Here is an 18,435-nt window from a genome sequence, read left to right as displayed (position 1 = left end):
AGGTAAATAAAAAATTGGTCTGAAATTTGGGTAAAAAAAATAAAAAAACGTTAATAAACAATGCTTTTAATCGATTTAAAGGCGCAGGAGGACGCAAAAATAACGCGGCGTCTTATAGTCTTGTAAGAGATGTCTTACATAGTGTCGGGCAAAATGGGAAATATTGTGGAGCGTTGTTAAAGGGATGGATATATCAGTGAGGTTAAAATAATTACCGATATTGAATAACAATAATGAATGTGAAATATAATTGCAACGAAAACTTAAATTTTCCTTAAGCATTTGATGTGGGGAATGCTATCACCTCATTAATATGTTTCGCTTGGAGTGCAATCATCAGAAGTCGATCAATGCCTAATGCCACACCAGCGCATTGAGGAAGGCCCGCGTTCAATGCCGCAATGAATCGGGTATCAATCATTGCTTCGGGCAAACCCATTTGTGCTCGTAACTGATTATCTTGTTGGAAACGTGTTTGTTGCTCTTTTGGATCAGTTAACTCATTAAAACCATTAGCTAATTCCACACCTTGATAATAAAGTTCAAAGCGCTGTGCAACACGGTTATCGTTAGGATTCAGTTTGGCAAGTGCAGCCTGTGAGGCGGGGAAGTCATAAACAAAAAGCGGGACACTAGGGTCGACTTTTGTCTCAATGTGCTCGCAGAAAAGCAGTTGCAGTAAAGTATCAGGGTGAGTTTCGGTGTCGGCAATTGACTCAAAACCCAGTTTACAGCAGCATTGTTTAAGCTCCTGCATTGAAACCATAAGAGGGTCGATTCCTAAATACTCTACGAACAAGGATCGGTAGCTTCTACGTTCTGCGTTTGGGCTTACCACAATATGCTTTAATAACGCCTCCACTTCATCCATAAGCTGCCAATGATCGAAGCCGACTCTGTACCACTCTAGCAACGTAAATTCTGCATTGTGATAGCGCCCGCTTTCTTCGTTTCGAAACGCCTTCCCCATTTGATAAATGCAGCCACTGCCAGCAGCAAGTAGACGCTTCATGGCATATTCTGGGGAGGTTTGTAGATACAAAGAGGTTTCGCCTGTCTGTGACGGCGAAATCCATTTCGTTGAAAAGTTCACCAAGTGAGGATCGGTAACGGGGGCGTGGCTTAAGCTTGGCGTATCGACTTCTAAAATATTTCTTTGTTCAAAAAAATCACGAATGGCGCGTAAAATTTGCCCACGCTTTTTTAAGTTTTCAATGGAGGTTGTTGGTTGCCAAGTATGCTGCATAAGCGAGGAAATGGTTAATTAGCGCAAGGAGATGATTAAAAAGGGCAAGACTGGCAACGAGGTGTTGCCAGCAAAGAAAAATTATTTTTGTGCACGAGACACATATTCGCCAGAACGCGTATCTACTTTAATGATCTCGCCTGTTTGAACGAATAACGGAACACGAACCACTGCACCTGTTGATAAGGTTGCAGGTTTGCCGCCTGTGCCTGCGGTATCTCCTTTAAGGCCGGGATCGGTTTCGGTGATTTCAAGTTCAACGAAGTTAGGAGGCGTTACTGCGATAGGGGAGCCGTTCCAAAGCGTTAAGGTACATACATCATTTTCTCTTAACCACTTTATAGAATCACCAACTGCTTTTTCGTCGGCAGCAACTTGCTCGAAAGTGTCATTATTCATGAAGTGCCAGAATTCGCCATCGTTATATAGGTAAGCAAGGTCTGTGTCGAGTACATCAGCACCTTCGGCAGAGTCACCTGAGCGGAATGTTTTTTCTAACACTTTGCCAGAAATTAATTTACGGATTTTTACGCGGTTGAAAGCCTGACCCTTGCCTGGTTTTACATATTCATTTTCTAAAATGTTGCAAGGCTCTCCATCAAGCATTATTTTAAGGCCCGCTTTGAATTCATTGGTGCTGAAAGTCGCCATGTAATCCTCTTAAAAGTATTCTTTAAATTTTTATAATGAAGAAATTTGGTGCAGATGATACCTAAAAAACTCGAACCTGTAGAGAACCTTTGGCAAAAAGAGTTAGCTAGCGCTTTTACTGACCCTAGAAAGCTATTGGAATTTCTAGAATTTAAGCCAGAAATCATCTCAGGCACTTTTGCCGCTCGTAAATTATTTCCAATGCGAGTGCCGGTCTCTTTTGCACAACGAATGCAAAAAGGCGATATACATGACCCATTGTTGAATCAGGTATTACCACTAAACGCAGAGTTTGTGGATGCTGAGGGCTTTGTTGCCGACCCTTTACAAGAACAAGGCAATGGTTTGAAGGGCCTAATTCATAAATATCAGAGCCGTGTTTTGTTGGTAGTACGTGGTGGTTGTGCGGTGAATTGCCGTTATTGTTTCCGGCGTCATTTTCCATATCAAGATAATCAGGTTAATCGAGAAGGGTGGGCAAGCGTTATTGAGTACATCCAACAAGACCAAGCCATTGAAGAAGTCATTTATTCTGGGGGCGATCCCTTGATGGCAAAGGATGACTTTCTAGCATGGTTAACCCAATCATTGGCCGCAATCCCTCATGTTAAATACTTAAGAATTCATACACGATTACCCGTGGTGATTCCTTCGCGCGTAACGCGCTCGCTATTGGACTGGTTCACTGACGCGCGTTTGCAACCAATAATGGTTGTGCATGTGAACCATAGCAACGAAGTGGATGAGCACTTCGCTCAAGCGATGCGTTTATTACGTGAGGCAGGCGTGACCTTGTTAAATCAAGGAGTGGTGCTTAAAGGTATTAATGATTCGGTCGATGCACAAGTGAAGTTAAGTAAGGCGCTATTTGATGTCGGTGTTTTACCGTATTACTTACACATGTTGGATAAGGTGAAAGGGGCGAGCCACTTCTTAGTGGACGATGAAGAAGCGATTGCGATACAGCGAGAAGTAGTAAAGCGCTTGCCAGGGTATCTGGTTCCTAAACTCGTTAGAGAAATAGGAGGCCAACCTGGCAAAACGCCTTTAGATTTACAACTGCATCCATAAAACTTTAGGCGTGTGTGTCCACAGTGCCACCAATTGCTGGATTAGCTGAAGTTGCTTTTGGAGCCTCAGAAGCCGATTCTAACAATTGAATGGACTGTTGACCTTCTTGCTCTTGTTGGTTTTTAGCGAGTTTCGCTGAGCGAAGTTCTGCTGAAGCATTAGCTGCTTGAGAGCCACCTGCACCAGAAATTTCCATACCAAAGTTCCTCAAGTTATTTATTATCGCCTGAATGGCATAACCATAGGCTTGTCGATTAGTTAAAAAACAGGCAGAATTGCCCGCCTTCGTTCTCCTCATCGGCAGGTCAAAAGAAATCTTTAGTTATTTTTTAAAAAAAATTTTATGAATGCAGTGATTACTCAATTAAAAGACAATTTACAGTTACTTTATCGCAAATCAATAGACGCAGATAATGCTTTGAAACAGCTTCGAGCCCAAGGAATAGGCAAGTTTGAGCAAGTGTTTGAAAAACAGTCAGGTTTTGAGAGTACAAGTAAAGAATTTCGACCTTATGTTGAAGAGGTGGCAAAAAACATTGAAGCGTTATTGACTCAAGATGAGACACAAATGCAGCAGTCATTGCCAATTATCATCAAAAAAATGGAATTGTTGTTTAAAACCTTGGCCGGATTTCAGCAAAGTTTGAAAGATTAAAGAAAGAAGTCGGGTTATATTCTGCATGGGTAGTTTGTTTTTTGAACAATTTGAGCCATACTAATTAAGTGGAGTAAGAGGGGGTTGTTATGAAAGTAACAGCAACAGTTGAAAGTATTAATACTGGCATTAGTCAAACTAATCGCGAGTCAACTGAGCCTGAACCCCGTCCTAATGCCTTTGGTATTGGCTCAGAAAACAAACCAGAAATAGAATTGTCTGCGCAGGCCCGTATTCTTCAACAAGTCGATCAAAACCAGCGTGAATTGCGAGAGCGCTTCGATGAACAGCGAGAAGCTGTGCGTGAGCGAGAGAGAGAAGCAGCGGAAAGGGAAGAAAGGAATAGCTTACTCAATGGTCGGCAAACGACTGATGCTCAAAATGATTTTTTGCAAGACCCTCGTGATGATCAACAAGATGTTAGAAGCAATGCAGTGTCAGAGAGAGCCGCGGGGCTCTATCAAACTATTTCAGGTTTTAGAGGTGACGAATAATAACGTCACCTCTGATTACCGCTTTATCACAACTATCACAATGTTAATGCAAAGTTCACACTGCAATGTTGGGTATCAATCATATTAGTTTTCTGCGCTTGTAGGCATTAATGTTTTATTGAACCAACGCTCTAACATGTTTTTTTCATATCTGAGCGAATCGTTTTGAATGCGCCCAATATTGCGCTCCTGAAAGCTCATATCTTTGAGTTCTTCTTCACCTTCTTTAATGACCTTGCCATTGGCATCAAATAATTGGTAAGAAAAATACATGCGAGGAATATCGACACGTTTTATAACTCGAATTTCTTGTGTGCTATTCATTCCTGCCATGTGTCCCGGCCAAACATGCCCGGCTAAATCCAAGTTCGTGACAGTCATGCTCAGTGTTTGTCCCTCGGGAAGTGCCTCAGCAAGCTTTTCTACAAACGCTTCTAATTTGTTAAAAGTGGATGTTTGGAAGCGTTTTTTAGATTGATTGGAAGGACGCACATCAACGTATTCATCAGGGTTTTGCCATTCAATAGTTGCTCTCCCTGCTGGCTTTTCTTGGGTGTTATCTGCTGCCTGGGTTAAGAAGGATAAACTCAATCCGCAAAGTAAAGAAATAACTAGCTTATTCATAAGGGTACCACCGTTCGTATTATGCTAACAATGTAAGTGGACAGCTCGTTTCGCTCCCTTCATTAAGGGACATCTTCATATTGATTTAGTTCCGAAACTTCCACACGATTTCTTCCATTTTTCTTAGCTTTATATAACGCATCATCGGCCTGATGAAGTAATACTTTGTAATCATTTCCAATCGGTAGCATCGCGCAAACGCCAATGCTGGTGGTCATCACATGTTGTGCGTCGCGGTAGCTAAATGCTTGTGCAGAAAGGGCTTCTCGAATATTTTCCGCCATGCTAATAGCGGATGCAATACCCGTTTGAGGCAGGATAACAGCGAACTCTTCTCCCCCATAACGCACCACCATGTCGCTACGTCGTTTTGCTACATTTCGAATAATTTTGGCTGTATGTACTAGGCATTCATCCCCAAAAACATGTCCATATTTGTCGTTAATTAACTTGAAGTGGTCTAAATCAATCATTAACAACGCTAACTCTTCCCGGTTACGTTGAGCTAAATACCATTGATGGGCAATCTGTTCATTGAAAAACAATCGGTTGTAGGTTTTTGTTAAGAAATCAGTTTGGCTAAGGGCTTGCAGTTCTTTTTGCTTTGCTTGTAAGGACCACTCTATACGAAATGCACGCATGTATTCTTTGTGATATCTACGCGTAATGTAAATCAAGTAAAAACAGAAAAAGCCAATTAAAACGCCGAGGTTCCATTGTTCTGGGTCCAGCAATAAAAAGACACCTGTCGGCACTGTAAGGACGGCGTTATAAATCAGGCAAATACGATATTTTGGGGTAAGGGAGATAACCGATGCACTTGCAATACCTGCCGTTAAAATGTTGATGGATGTGGTTAGCTCGGAGAAAGCTGGAAGCGCATTTGCGAGAAAAAATAGGATGCTCCAAAGGCACGCATGGGCAATAACTAAACAGGTTTGTAGCCGACGTAATCCAAGGGTGAAGCGCTCATAATGTTGTGTAATGATGATCATGAGCCCGAGTCGTATTGCGCTAATTAAGGCTAATAGCCCTGCCATTATCCAGCAAAAATAGGGATTTGTAAGGTGGACGCTGCTTGCTAAAAATAAGATAGACCAAGCAACAGCGTAAAAGATAACGCCTAATTTTGAACGGTTTACAAAGTCACAGTCAATGCGTTTACGAAACTCGTTTTTTAACAAGTCGTTGTTAATCATGCCAGTTTAACGAGGTGTTTTAATCCTACATTTGAGTATAGACGGACATGATGGAATTGCTGCTAAGAAAGTTAAAACAGATCTGGATTGAGTAAGTGAAGCATTTCTTTTGCTTCCATTTGTGTTTGTTTAATCAAGGCATCAAGATCTTCATAAAGTAATCCCATGCTATCCATTACTCTGCCTTCAATAGGATTTCGATGCTTGAATTTTCCTTCGAATGTAGCTTTTAGGGCGGTGCGGTAGGCTAAATATAAAACCGCAATGTCTTTATGTTTGAGGGCTTCTTCTGCATTGTGAATTTGGCGTAGCGGCGCATAAAGTTGTTCTGGCAGATCCCACGATTTTAATATTTCAGCGGTGCAATCCGCATAATAAAATCTTAAATGCTTGTGTTGAGATTCCCATGGAAAAGCGGAGTCGATTTCGGACTCAATGCTTTGGGCGACTTTCGGGGCTTGCTTAGCAATTACCAGCTCCGAGAAGTTATTGAGTAGTCCCATCAAAAAGAAGTGCTCACTGCCTCTGACTCGGCAACTTTTTGATAAATTTTGCGCGAGTAAGCCACACAAAACGCTTTGCTTCCAAAAACGCTTAAGGTCGATTATCTCACTCTGAAATTGTTGATAAGCATTAGCCGCAGTTTCTGACATCACCAAGATATACAGAGCTTCACCACCAATAATATTAATCGCCTTACTAATGGAACTAACTTGTGAACGAAAACGGAAAAGTGAGCTATTGGCAAGCTTTAATAATTTGGAGCACAGGGACGGATCAATAGAGATAAGTGCCGCAATGTCATCGGTATTCGTTTGTGGATTATCCAACATTTTACGTAGGGTTACGCAAACCTCGGGTAAGGCAAACGACTCTTTGACTTTCGAAGCAAACTTAATAGCTGTCACTTAAACTCCTTTCTTTATCTTACTGGCGACCTAAATTAAGGACTGAGGATTATTACAAAAACACATACAAAGACAACTAACTTTGCCAAATTTAGTTTCCCTATAAGGTTATAAATTCAACTGGTATTGTGCGGGTCTGAATACCTAAAATGGATTTAATCAAATTTCATTACATTGTTGTGTAAATTAAAATTACCCAAAAAATACGGTGGCGATGACAATTCCTGAAACCATGGAGGTAACATCTGCAACTAGAGCGCACGGAATAGCGTGTCGACTATGCTTGATACCGACAGCCCCAAAGTAAACTGCTAATACATAAAAGGTCGTTTCAGTCGATCCTTGGAATACGCTGGCGAGCCGACCCGCAAATGAATCTGCTCCATGGGTTTGCATAGTTTCAACCATCATCGCTCTGGCTCCGCTTCCCGATAAGGGTTTCATAATGGCAGTAGGTAAAGCTTCAACAAAATGCGGGTCAAAACCGAGCATTCGAACAAGAGAGGCTATTCCTGATACTAATAAATCCACACTGCCGCTGGCGCGTAACACGGCGATAGCCACTAACATTGCGAGTAAATAAGGAATGAGTTGAATCGCACTTTGAAAGCCTTCTTTTGCTCCTTCAATGAAGAGAGTGTATGCATCGAGCTTTTGCCTATAAGCACTGAATAAAACGCCAATAATAAAACTAAAAATCAGCAAATTCGCTATCAATGCTGATTGCTCGCCTAAAACGGTAGCAGGTAAGGACAGAAAATAAACGAGCAAGCCACCCAAAATGGAGAAAGCAAGCGCAGCATACAGTAAAAACGTATGATGCAGTAAGTTAATACGTTGCACTAGGGCGACAGCTAGCAACCCCGCGATGGATGAACAAGATGTGGTTAACAATATGGGTAAAAAAACATCGGTTGGAATTGCGGCGCCCTGCTGTGCCCGATATACAAAGACAAAAATAGGAAATAAGGTAACGGATGAAGTGTTTAGCACTAAGAATAATATTTGTGCATTTGTTGCAGTGTCAGGGGAAGGGTTCAGTGATTGAAGGTCCTTCATCGCTTTAATCCCTAAAGGCGTTGCTGCGTTATCGAGACCCAGCACATTAGCGGATAAATTCATGGTAACCGAGCCAATAGCAGGGTGATTTGCAGGAACCTCTGGCATTAATCGGTGGAATAGAGGAGAGAGCCATGTTGCAATTTTTTCAATCCATCCATTGTGCTCGGCAATCTTAAAAATACCCAACCATAAACTTAACGCGCCTACTAGCCCTATAGCAATGTCGACACTGGTTTTGCTCATGTCGAACATGGCTTGAACCAATTGGGTGAAAATGCCTTGGTTTCCCAACCAAAGCCACTGATATAACGAGGCGATTGCAGCTATGCCAAAAAAGGCAAGCCAGATAAGATTGAGCACGGTTCTAAAATTATTCTACGAAATATGTTCCCCAGCCGTCGTAAAACAAGCCATGTTTGTCGGCAATGGTTAATAGGTGTTTGGTATCTTCATTGATAGCGTCAAGTTGTAATGGCATTTCTTTAATAGCGTCAAAACTGTAAATCAAGCTGCCGTCATCTAATTGCAATTCTTCAGCATCCGTTACTTCGTATCCCGCCTTAAAAAGATCCACTGCCGCTTTCTCAAGATTATCAAACTCTTTACCTGCAATGTGATGTTCGATCATATGAGGTCTTTCGGGATGGCTACCATCCTCTAACAACGCTTCAACAGTTTCAGTATTAAAAGCGATCCACTCTTCTAATTCATTAATTTGTGCCATGAAATGCTCAATTCGGGTCAATGGTTTTGCGGCGTAGTTTAGCTTTCTTTATGGGGAGAGGCGAGAGTTTCCATTAAACAGGAAAGCATATTTTGCAGGAGGGTATTTATTTTCTTTATGTTAACTAAAAGTAATCAATATAAATATTTTGTATTCAAAATGTTGATTTTTCTGGTCAGACCACTCTATTATCGTCCGGCAGTATCTAGAAAACGAAGTCGTAATTTTTAACAAATAAAGAAAATTGGAGCCACAATATGAAACATTGTGTGAAGTTGCTGGCCGTTTTAGCCTTATGTTTTGGTTCAACGGTCCATGCGGGTAGTGCAACCGCGACGAAAAACCCTATCGTTCTAGTACACGGATTGTTTGGATTTGATAGCATCCTAGGAATTGACTATTTCTATGGTGTACCGAATGCGCTTAGTCGTGATGGTGCGCGAGTCTTTGTAACAAGTGTTTCTGCAGCAAATAGCTCGGAAGTACGAGGTGAGCAGTTACGTCAAGAAATTCAAGAAATTTTGGCTATCACAGGTGCAAAAAAAGTAAACCTAATTGGTCACAGCCACGGCGCGCCAACATCCAGATATGTTGCATCAGTATCACCTGAATTAGTTGCTTCAGTTACTTCTGTTGGTGGTGTTAACTGGGGCTCTCCAGTAGCGGATGCCGTTCGCGGTGTTATCCCAGAAGGTTCTTTCAGTGAAGCCGTGGTTTCTGCGGTGGCAAATGCCTTCGTAGACACGATTGAGTTTTTGTCTGGTAGTGCGTCTTTACCAACGAATTCTCTTAAAGCTTTAGAATCTTTGTCTACTGCTGGAACATTAGCGTTTAACCAGCGTTACCCAGAAGGTGTGCCTTCATATTACTGTGGTCAAGGTAGAGAGTTAGAGAGCAATGGTGTTTACTATTACTCTTGGAGTGGTTCTAACCCATATACAAACGTATTTGATGCTGTTGACCCATTCATGGAAATCACTTCTTGGGTTATTTCTGGTCCTAATGATGGTTTAGTTTCTTCTTGTAGCTCTCGCTTAGGCCGTGTGCTGAACGATCGTTATGATATGAACCATTTGGACGAAATTAACCAAACATTTGGTATCACTCACTTATTTGAAGTGGATCCAAAGTCAGTTTATGTCAATCATGCAAAACGCCTTAAAAACATGGGCCTTTAATTGATCACCAAATATTGAATAGTCGCGCTCGAATCTCGGGCGCTTTTCGATTCAGGAGAAAATGATGAAAAAGGTGGGATTGATTTTGGCTGGAATGATTGCCGTGGTGGCATATTGGCTATTCCAATCAGAAACAAATGAGTCTGGTTCATTACTGTCTGCATCGACAACGAATCAAAAAGAAAAGCCAGTATTAGCTAATCACTCAACTTCCGTGAACGCAGGTGATAAGAAAAGTCAGTCTCTATCTGCTGATGTGGCGCTAGTCGACTACAAGATTTCAGCAGAAACACTGCACTTGTTTGAACGCATTATTTCTGAGAGTGAGTCGAAAGAAAAAGACCTGCTTTTAGATGCGCTTAATGCTGAGCTAGTCAAAATGAACATCATGCAAAACGTTATCGATAAAATCAAAGCGTTGTTTTCTCGTTATATCGATTACAAAGCTGCTTTAGCTCAGGTAAAAGAGCAGGAGCATGAACGTCCGTTTAGCAGTGATGATATGGAAAGCAAGTTGTTTGCCATCAAACAGTTGCGCTTAGATTACTTTTCCCAAATGGAAATTGACCAGTTATTCCGTGAACAACAGTTATTTGATGAAATGGCGTTAGCTCGCCTTCGTATTCAGCAAGATGCTGATTTAACAGAGGCTCAAAAGCAGCAGCTTTTAGAAGATAACATTGCACAATTGCCCGAGCATATGAAAGCGGCACTACAGCCTTCCCTTGATATTCGTAAAGTACAAGCGATTAAAAAATCAGCTCAGGGACTTTCTCGCGAGCAGAAATTAGCTCGATTTAGTGCGGAGTTTGGTCAAGAGGCCGGACAAAGGCTCTTAGCAGCACAAGATAGGCAACAAGAATGGGGTCGCCGTGTCACACATATTAAATCTGAGATTGAAACTATTAATCAAAATGAGGCACTTTCGGCTGAGCAGAAGTTAGAAAAAATTCAAGCGCTTAAAGGCCGAGACTTTTCTAAACAAGAATTAAAACGTTTAGACGTTTTCTTGCGAAATCCTCAATTACTTACTTCTCAATAATCCGCTTTCAAAGCAGTGCTTCGCGCCAGTGAAGCACCTTTTTCCTGCCTTTGTAATAACGACTTTGCTGTTCTTGGAGAAAAAAGATAGCTAAGTCTGGTTTTGAATTATACTTTCTAGTTAAAAGGGGTTGTTATTCCCTAACGCTTCATAGAATATTGTTCACCGTATTTTGCAGGCTGGTAGGTCCGTTCCAATTGTCGTAGTAAATGCGGGTCAAAGTGATCAGAAAAAGAAGAGGGTAATTGACTAGATGCAGACCTTTGAACATGAAGATTTAGACGACGAAATTCTTGGTGATTTATTAGAGGAAATCAACGAGCTTTATGAAGAAAGCGAACAAACGTTGATCGACCTTGAAGAAGACCCTCATGACAATGAACTACAACGCTCATTGTTTCGCTCCATCCATACCATAAAAGGGGATTTAGGGATGGTGAATTTTTCACCGTTAATCCCTCTGTTACAACATGTAGAAGACTTACTCGACTTTCTCAGAAACGGACAAATCAAATATACCAGTACCATGAGCGACTTAGTGTTGTTGAGTATGGACAGGGTAAAGATTTTCGTTGAAAGCTGTATTAATACCGGTTCGGCTCAATATGATTCCCAATTATTCAAACACTTAGTGAATCATATTAGTCGTATTCGCCCGGATAATATTGCTCAACATGAGCAGTTGCTAAAAGAGTGTGTGCTACTACTGGATCCCACATTAGATGCATCAAGCTTTGGTGAAGAAAAGTCTGAGGAAAAAAGCGGCGACCAATCACCTTCTTCAGATGTCAGTGAGGAAATGACGGAAGATCTGTCAGGTTTAGATTTGCCTGTAGACATCAGCGAAGAAAAAATGGCAGATATTCGTTTCTTCCGCGAGTTGATGAAACCCATTGAGCGTCGCTCTTTGTATTGGGAAGGTCGAGGAGACAGAATTGCTAAGCTAGCATTATATATTAACAAGCTTGCTGGCGAGCCTGTCGATAATGAACAGCTGTTAGTGGCGAGTTATGTGCACGACTTTGGAATGGCATTTATGCCACTGGATATATTGCATAAGCGTGACAAATTAGAAATTCCTGAGTTCAACCTTCTTCGTTCACACGTTTATAAAAGCTCACGTTTGCTTGAACATCTTGAGCAATGGAATGACGCCAGAAAAATTGTGATGCAGCATCATGAGCGTTGTGATGGTTCCGGTTATCCTCTTGGCTTAGTTGAGAAGGATATTTGCGAAGGCGCCCAACTGCTCGGCATTCTCGACACCTTTGAGGCGCTGACACATCAACGAGCACAGGATGACCACCTTAAGCGCCCGAAGCGACGTGCGGTTATTGAAATGAACGAGTTGCCCGAAGGGTTATTTAGTGCGAAATGGATGAAATTGTTTAATACAGCAATGACCAAATTGTTGAAAAAATCCGATTAAGTCATTGTCGGTTGTAGAGGCAAAGAATGAAAAAGTGTCAATCGCTGGTATTCCTACTTATTTTAGGGTTGACCGCGTGTGGTCAAAAGGGGCCGCTATATATGCCTGATATTGAGAAAATGCGTAATCAGGCAGAAGACGTATCAGACGCAAAATCAGAGCAAAATCAAGCACTCACTTCCGAGCAGTCAGGAAGCTAACCTATGGATCATTTTCAGTACCAAAAAGACGACTTGTACGCAGAACAAGTCGCCGTTTCCGATATTGTTTCTCAATATGGGACGCCCTGTTATATTTATTCCCGCGCCACTATTGAGCGACATTGGAAGGCTTTTGATAACGCTGCGGGCGACAGAAAGCATCTAGTATGTTATGCCGTCAAGGCCAACTCAAATTTAGGGGTGCTTAATGTCATGGCTCGCCTTGGTTCAGGGTTTGATATTGTTTCTGGTGGCGAGTTGGCTCGGGTTTTAGAGGCTGGAGGGGATCCGAAGAAAGTCGTATTTTCTGGTGTAGGTAAAACGGAACAGGAAATAGCTTATGCGTTGGAGCAAGATATTTTTTGTTTCAATGTGGAATCGGCAGCGGAACTGGAACGAATCAACCATGTGGCAGCCTCGATAGATAGAATCGCACCTATTTCAATACGGGTTAATCCTGATGTGGACGCGAAGACTCATCCTTATATTTCTACAGGGTTGAAAGCCAATAAATTTGGTATCGAAAGGGAAAAAGCCATATCGGTTTATGAATATGCTGCATCTTTGCCTCATCTGAAAGTGAAGGGAATTGATTGCCATATTGGTTCGCAGTTAACGGAAATAAGCCCATTTGTAGATGCGTTGGATAGGTTGCTTGCGTTGATTGATGAGTTGGCAGAAAAAGGAATTCATATAGAACATCTTGATGTGGGGGGCGGATTAGGTGTGCCCTATAAAGATGAAACACCTCCTCATCCCGATGCGTATTCTCAAGCAATCGCAGAAAAGCTAAAACATCGTCCTGAGTTAACCCTGATTTTTGAACCCGGGCGAGCCATTGCTGCAAATGCAGGTATTTTGGTCACTAAAGTTGAATTCCTAAAAGAAAACGCAGAGAAAAACTTTGCGATTGTTGATGCCGCGATGAACGACCTGTTGCGTCCATCCTTATATTCCGCTTGGCAAAACATCATCCCAGTACATAAGCGTCATAACCTTGCTAGTGCCGTTTACGATGTAGTTGGTCCAGTCTGTGAAACTGGCGATTTCCTTGGGAAAGACAGGGAGTTAGCTGTTCAGCAAGGCGATTTACTCGCGGTCAGAAGCTGCGGTGCATATGGTTTTGTGATGGCTTCCAATTATAACTCGAGAGTCAGACCCGCAGAGATCATGGTCGATGTTGATAAGATTCATCTGGTGAGGGAAAGAGAAATTTTACAAGACCTCTGGAAAGGAGAGTACAAACTCCCGTAAACTACAGCAATTATTGCGTATCGGTTTATTACATGCTGGTTAATTTCTCAAAAATGCATGGTTTAGGTAACGACTTTGTCGTCATTGATAACCTGACTCAAAATGTGTTTTTTTCTAAAGAAAAGATACGTCAGTTAGCAGACAGGAATTTAGGGGTTGGCTTTGACCAAATGCTTTTGGTTGAGCCTCCTTACGATCCTGACCAAGACTTTCATTACCGTATTTTTAATGCAGATGGCTCCGAGGTGTCCCAGTGTGGTAACGGAGCGCGCTGTTTTGGTCGTTTTGTTAAAATGAAAGGGCTTATCAATCGCAATAAAATCGTAGTGAGCACGAAAGCTGGGCGTATGGTGTTGTACATTGAGAACGATGGACAAGTCACCGTTAACATGGGAAAGCCTAAGTTTAAGCCTAGTGAAGTGCCTATGAGAGCAAACAAGCAAGAAGCGATTTATGTGGAACGCATAGCAGACACAACCGTGTTTTTTGGCGCAGTCTCACTCGGTAATCCACATTGTGTATTAGAAGTGGAAGATATTGAAACGGCCCCCGTGGAAAGCTTAGGAACCCTTATTGAAACTCATGAACGCTTCCCCGAAGGTGTAAATGTCGGTTTTATGCAAATCGTCAGCCCTAACCATGTGAAGTTACGTGTTTGGGAAAGAGGCGTTGGTGAAACATTGGCTTGTGGTAGTGGCGCCTGTGCCGCAGCAGTTATCGGCCAACTGCAAGATAAACTAAGTAAAGAAGTTCAAGTGGACTTGCCGGGTGGATCTCTACGTATTCGATACAACAAAGAAGGCCCCGTAAAAATGACAGGGCCAGCAGAACATGTGTTTGACGGAAGTCTTTATCTATGAGTAACCCGAATAATAATAATGCTGAGCATTTAGACGAAGCGGTTATGCCTTCGGCCGAGCAAGTTAAAGCGTATTTGCAAGCGCACCCCGACTTCTTCCTACGTTTTCCTGAATTAGCCGATGAAATTCGTGTTCCCCATGAGAAAAAGGGCGCGGTGTCGTTAGTTGAGCTACAGGCAGAGCAATTACGGGAACGCAGCGCTGAGCGCCAAGAGCGTATTAATCGGCTGCTTGCAGTTGCACAACAGAATGAGCGAATTTACCGTTTATATGCCGAATTGAACCTAAAGCTTTATCAATGCGAGAGTATTGATGATATGACGCAAACACTGCAATCGAGTATTGAACAACAATTTGAACTTGAAACAGTACGTTTGATTACGTTCAAGAATAATGAAGCAGACACTCAGGAATGGCGAGATTTCAAAGCTAAACGTTTTAAAGATACTCATTTCTTTTTTGGGCGAATGCCGCAGTCTGAAAATGCGCTTTTGTTTGGCGATGTCAAAGCCGAATCGGTTGCATTAATGTTGTTGGGGCAAGAAGGGGAATTGGGGTTACTGGCGATTGCGAGCAATGAGCCGGGCCATTTTTCACCTGAAATGGACACCTTGCTCATTGCACAATTGCAGCAGTTGATGACGCTGTTAGTTAGTAAAGCGATGAGCTAATGTCGGCGCCCTTGGTTACGCAAATTAACCACTTTATCGATTACTTAAAGTTTGAGCGTAACCTCGCCGAAAAAACACTCGATAGCTATTTCCGGCAACTCACCGCTGTTTCTGAATTGTTGCCTATTACGCAGTGGCAAGGATTAACTCGAGATCATATCAAGCGCATTTTGGCACTCTCTAACCGGGCTGGATTAAGTCCACGCTCCATTGCATTGCGATTGTCCTCATTACGCACATTTTGCCAGTTTTTGGTCGCACAAGGCATTTTGGAAACGAATCCCGCAAAAGGTGTGCAGGCCCCTAAACAAGGGCGTCCTTTGCCTAAACAGTTGAATGTTGATGAAATGCAGCAATTGCTAAACATCGACGAAGACTCACTACTCGCGTTACGAGATAAAGCCATGATGGAGTTAGCCTATGGTTGTGGTTTGCGCTTGTCTGAGATTGCTGGTTTAGATTTACGTCATATTGAGGATGGTATCAGGCAACTTCGAGTACTGGGTAAAGGGAGTAAAGAGCGGATTCTCCCCATGGGAAAATTTGCACAGGAATCCTTAAAAGCTTGGCTAAAAGTAAGAGGTCAGTTGGTTTCCGGCGACGAAAAAGCTGTGTTTTTAAGCATGAAACAGCGACGTATTTCGGAGCGACAAATTGCCAAAAGAATGAAGCTCTGGGCCCAAAAGCAAATGATTGATAGTGAAGTAAGCCCTCACAAACTAAGGCATTCTTACGCAACGCATCTACTGGAATCAAGTGGTGATTTGCGAGGTGTCCAAGAATTACTTGGTCATGCTAATTTATCCACCACGCAGGTGTATACACATTTAGATTTTCAGCATTTAGCGCAGGTTTATGATAAGGCGCACCCGAGGGCTAAAAATAAATAGGAGAGGCATTTGATATTCTATCGTCGCTGGGCACCCATAAAAGCTATAACTTTCGATTTAGATGATACGCTTTACGACAATCATCCCTTTATTCAGTTGGCCGAGCGTGAGCAATTTCAATTCATGCACCAACACTTTCCCACATCTCAATCGATTGAAAAGCATCAGTGGCATCAACTGCGTCAGGATGTGATTTCAGAGTCTCCCAGCTATGCGGGTGACATGATCAAACTGCGCCGGGCAGTGCTAAGAAAAGGGTTGGCTTTAAGCGGATTAGTGGGTGACGAACTGAACGATGCGGTGGAGCGTGTGTATCAACATTTCTATCATCATCGTAGTAATTTTGAAGTGAGAAGTGAGGTGGTTCAGGTTTTAGAAGCTTTAGCTGAACGTTACCCTTTGGTTGCCATTACAAATGGTAACGTAGACTTATCCCGTGTAGGTATTGAGCCGTATTTCTCGTTAGCATTGCATGCTAGTGCTGAGCAGCCAAGAAAGCCTTCCCCTTTTATGTTTGAAAGCGCTAAATCACATTTAAACTTACCTTCTAACGAGATATTGCATGTTGGCGATAATCTAAAAAAAGATGTGTGGGCAGCGTTAAATTGTGGATTTAGAGCCGGGTGGTATGCTGATAACCGCACTATGCATTTGCCAAGAGAACGCACCGCTTTACTACCTGATATAGCTTTTTCAGCCTTCGATGAGCTTGTTGATTTGTTGTGTTAAAGGTTTGTTGTTCGGGGAATATGAAAAAGGCGCAATCAGATGCGCCTTCGTGGAATTAACTAACAGTACATGTTAATACATCAAGCTATACATCTTACGTCTATATTTTGAGGCTAGTGCGTCCCCTTCAGGCAGGGCGTTGATGGTATCTAACATTAATTTCTTCGCTTCAGAAAAACCAAAATCTTTCTGCAACACTTCGAATAAAAGAGTTAGCGCTTCTTCATTGCGTTGTGCTTGTTGTAGCTGTACAGCGAGCGACACTTTAAGCTCCAAGTTGGTTGGGTCTTGCTCAAGTTGCTGCTGTAGAGCTTGAATTTCCGGGGTGTCAGCCGCTTGTTCCGCCAACTCTATTTTGCTCATAACGGCTTGATAATGTCCGTCTTGATCTGCCAAACCAATGCTCTTAATTAATTCTTTTGCTGGCGCAATGCGTCCTAATTCAATATTAAGGTCGGCAAGCAATAATTTAACGTCAGCACGATCAGGACAAAGTTCATGGGCTTGTTTCACTAATGGGAAAGCATCAGCAAAGTTTTGCTGCGCATAAAACTCACTTGCCTGTGCTAATAGTGCATCTTCAGGTTTAGGCAGGTGTTGATCTAACCATTCTTGTATCTCTTGCTCCGTTTTTAGTCCGGCGAAACCATCTAATGGCTGGCTGTCTTTAACCAAAATAACGGTTGGTAAGCTGCGTACACCGAATTGCATTGAAATAGCTTGTTGCGCGTCACAGTCGACTTTCGCTAATACAATGTCGTTTGAATATTTGGCCGCAAGCTTTTCTAACACGGGAGTGATAGCTTTGCATGGTTCGCACCATTCAGCCCAGAAATCGACTAAAACCAATTTCTCCTTTGAGGTTTCAATAATAATTTGTTCGAAATTTTCGGGGGTGATGTTTACGATGTTTTCCATATGGTGTGTAGCTCAATTCAAAAGTTATCTGGGATCTAATGTATGGGTAATCCGATTGAATGCAAGTCGTAAGGAGCAATTCAAGGCAAATGGACTTAAAACAGTGTGAAACGATTGAGTGTCTGAATAAAGGGTTGGAAAGACTAAACATTAGATGTTGATGTATTGGTTAGGAGTGACATTAGGCGAATTTACCGTTTTCCTAGCCTGTGGTACTGTTGATGTTAATGAAATGTAATATGAGAGTTGTCTATGTCTAACCTAACCACACAAGAACCGGGTAAAAAGTATTCAAGTTTTGCTGAATTTTATCCATTTTACTTGTCTGAACACGCTAATTTAACCTGTCGTCGTTTGCATTTTGTTGGCTCTTGTTTGGTGCTTTGTGTGTTGGCTTGGGCTTTGTTGACTCAAAGTTGGTCTGTCTTAATTTTGTTGCCAATCATTGGTTATGGATTCGCATGGGTCGGCCATTTCTTTTTTGAAAAAAACAGACCCGCAACTTTTACTTATCCGCTTTATAGCTTTATTGGAGATTGGGTAATGTTTAAGGATATTTTGATAGGGAAAATTAAATTCTAGTAAAAGTGAGTGCTAATGGGTTTGTATGCACTCACTTTTATGCATTAA

Annotated in this window: 22 protein-coding genes; 13 read left to right on the top strand and 9 right to left on the bottom strand. The window is 42.1% G+C overall.

From position 1 onward, the window contains the following. Positions 1 to 274: 274 nt before the first annotated feature. Both epmA and efp read right to left on the bottom strand, forming a co-directional pair. A complete protein-coding gene (gene epmA, locus HJG39_RS04420; protein ID WP_268407261.1) occupies positions 275 to 1,246 on the bottom strand; it encodes an elongation factor P--(R)-beta-lysine ligase in 972 nt (323 codons plus the stop codon). Positions 1,247 to 1,327: 81 nt separating this feature from the next. After that, positions 1,328 to 1,897, bottom strand: a complete 570-nt coding sequence (efp, locus tag HJG39_RS04415; RefSeq protein WP_268407258.1) for an elongation factor P — start codon at positions 1,895 to 1,897, stop codon at positions 1,328 to 1,330. A gap of 45 nt (positions 1,898 to 1,942) precedes the next feature. On the opposite strand from efp, the gene epmB reads away from it, so the two are divergent. After that, entirely contained in the window at positions 1,943 to 2,968 is a 1,026-nt protein-coding gene (epmB, locus tag HJG39_RS04410) for an EF-P beta-lysylation protein EpmB (protein WP_268407256.1), read from the top strand. A 4-nt stretch (positions 2,969 to 2,972) separates the two neighbouring features. Here the strand turns inward: epmB and HJG39_RS04405 are convergent, their stop codons facing one another. Then, a complete protein-coding gene (locus tag HJG39_RS04405; RefSeq protein ID WP_268407253.1) occupies positions 2,973 to 3,164 on the bottom strand; it encodes a hypothetical protein in 192 nt (63 codons plus the stop codon). Between the two features lie 147 nt (positions 3,165 to 3,311). Between HJG39_RS04405 and HJG39_RS04400 the strand changes: the two genes are divergently transcribed. Together HJG39_RS04400 and HJG39_RS04395 are read left to right on the top strand one after the other, a co-directional pair. After that, entirely contained in the window at positions 3,312 to 3,623 is a 312-nt protein-coding gene (locus HJG39_RS04400; RefSeq protein ID WP_268407252.1) for a hypothetical protein, read from the top strand. 89 nt (positions 3,624 to 3,712) lie between these two features. Further along, positions 3,713 to 4,117: a hypothetical protein gene (locus HJG39_RS04395; RefSeq protein ID WP_268407249.1), complete on the top strand. Its 405-nt coding sequence runs from the start codon at positions 3,713 to 3,715 to the stop codon at positions 4,115 to 4,117. An 84-nt stretch (positions 4,118 to 4,201) separates the two neighbouring features. Here HJG39_RS04395 and HJG39_RS04390 read toward each other — a convergent pair whose 3' ends face one another. From HJG39_RS04390 to rraB, 5 genes are all read right to left on the bottom strand, one after another. Next, positions 4,202 to 4,741, bottom strand: a complete 540-nt coding sequence (locus HJG39_RS04390) for a DUF3016 domain-containing protein (protein ID WP_268407246.1) — start codon at positions 4,739 to 4,741, stop codon at positions 4,202 to 4,204. Between the two features lie 62 nt (positions 4,742 to 4,803). Then, positions 4,804 to 5,940, bottom strand: a complete 1,137-nt coding sequence (locus HJG39_RS04385; RefSeq protein WP_268407243.1) for a GGDEF domain-containing protein — start codon at positions 5,938 to 5,940, stop codon at positions 4,804 to 4,806. A 71-nt stretch (positions 5,941 to 6,011) separates the two neighbouring features. After that, positions 6,012 to 6,848 (bottom strand): HDOD domain-containing protein, encoded by an 837-nt coding sequence (locus HJG39_RS04380; RefSeq protein WP_268407241.1) that lies wholly within the window; start codon positions 6,846 to 6,848, stop codon positions 6,012 to 6,014. Positions 6,849 to 7,040: 192 nt separating this feature from the next. Next, positions 7,041 to 8,270, bottom strand: a complete 1,230-nt coding sequence (locus HJG39_RS04375) for a nucleoside recognition domain-containing protein (protein WP_268407239.1) — start codon at positions 8,268 to 8,270, stop codon at positions 7,041 to 7,043. Positions 8,271 to 8,280: 10 nt separating this feature from the next. Further along, entirely contained in the window at positions 8,281 to 8,634 is a 354-nt protein-coding gene (rraB, locus tag HJG39_RS04370) for a ribonuclease E inhibitor RraB (protein ID WP_268407237.1), read from the bottom strand. Between the two features lie 257 nt (positions 8,635 to 8,891). On the opposite strand from rraB, the gene HJG39_RS04365 reads away from it, so the two are divergent. From HJG39_RS04365 to HJG39_RS04325, 9 genes are all read left to right on the top strand, one after another. Next, entirely contained in the window at positions 8,892 to 9,812 is a 921-nt protein-coding gene (locus HJG39_RS04365; RefSeq protein WP_268407235.1) for a triacylglycerol lipase, read from the top strand. A gap of 61 nt (positions 9,813 to 9,873) precedes the next feature. Continuing rightward, positions 9,874 to 10,854, top strand: coding sequence for a lipase secretion chaperone (locus tag HJG39_RS04360; RefSeq protein WP_268407233.1), 981 nt, complete (start codon positions 9,874 to 9,876; stop codon positions 10,852 to 10,854). A gap of 253 nt (positions 10,855 to 11,107) precedes the next feature. Continuing rightward, complete coding sequence (locus HJG39_RS04355; RefSeq protein WP_268407231.1) at positions 11,108 to 12,283, top strand: HD-GYP domain-containing protein; 1,176 nt, start codon at positions 11,108 to 11,110, stop codon at positions 12,281 to 12,283. Positions 12,284 to 12,309: 26 nt separating this feature from the next. Continuing rightward, a complete protein-coding gene (lptM, locus tag HJG39_RS19400; RefSeq protein WP_442780994.1) occupies positions 12,310 to 12,483 on the top strand; it encodes an LPS translocon maturation chaperone LptM in 174 nt (57 codons plus the stop codon). Between the two features lie 3 nt (positions 12,484 to 12,486). Then, a complete protein-coding gene (gene lysA, locus HJG39_RS04345) occupies positions 12,487 to 13,737 on the top strand; it encodes a diaminopimelate decarboxylase (RefSeq protein WP_268407229.1) in 1,251 nt (416 codons plus the stop codon). 32 nt (positions 13,738 to 13,769) lie between these two features. Further along, positions 13,770 to 14,597: a diaminopimelate epimerase gene (gene dapF, locus HJG39_RS04340; RefSeq protein WP_268407228.1), complete on the top strand. Its 828-nt coding sequence runs from the start codon at positions 13,770 to 13,772 to the stop codon at positions 14,595 to 14,597. Further along, positions 14,594 to 15,268, top strand: a complete 675-nt coding sequence (locus HJG39_RS04335; RefSeq protein WP_268407226.1) for a DUF484 family protein — start codon at positions 14,594 to 14,596, stop codon at positions 15,266 to 15,268. The genes dapF and HJG39_RS04335 overlap by 4 nt, the downstream gene beginning before the upstream one ends. Further along, on the top strand, positions 15,268 to 16,158 hold the full coding sequence (xerC, locus tag HJG39_RS04330) for a tyrosine recombinase XerC (protein WP_268407225.1): 891 nt from the start codon (positions 15,268 to 15,270) through the stop codon (positions 16,156 to 16,158). The genes HJG39_RS04335 and xerC overlap by 1 nt, the downstream gene beginning before the upstream one ends. 9 nt (positions 16,159 to 16,167) lie before the next feature. Then, positions 16,168 to 16,887: an HAD-IA family hydrolase gene (locus HJG39_RS04325; protein WP_268407223.1), complete on the top strand. Its 720-nt coding sequence runs from the start codon at positions 16,168 to 16,170 to the stop codon at positions 16,885 to 16,887. A 72-nt stretch (positions 16,888 to 16,959) separates the two neighbouring features. On the opposite strand, the gene trxA is transcribed toward HJG39_RS04325, so the two are convergent. Then, positions 16,960 to 17,805: a thioredoxin gene (gene trxA, locus HJG39_RS04320; protein WP_268407221.1), complete on the bottom strand. Its 846-nt coding sequence runs from the start codon at positions 17,803 to 17,805 to the stop codon at positions 16,960 to 16,962. A gap of 252 nt (positions 17,806 to 18,057) precedes the next feature. Here trxA and HJG39_RS04315 point away from each other — a divergent pair, with 252 nt between their 5' ends. Continuing rightward, on the top strand, positions 18,058 to 18,387 hold the full coding sequence (locus tag HJG39_RS04315; protein WP_268407220.1) for a DUF962 domain-containing protein: 330 nt from the start codon (positions 18,058 to 18,060) through the stop codon (positions 18,385 to 18,387). The last annotated feature ends 48 nt before the right edge of the window (positions 18,388 to 18,435 follow it).

It is taken from the genome of Alteromonas sp. a30 (assembly GCF_026788005.1).
Taxonomy (GTDB): Bacteria; Pseudomonadota; Gammaproteobacteria; order Enterobacterales; family Alteromonadaceae; genus Paraneptunicella.
Note: the sequence above shows the minus strand (reverse complement) of the source record. Positions and strands in the feature narration are given on the sequence as shown.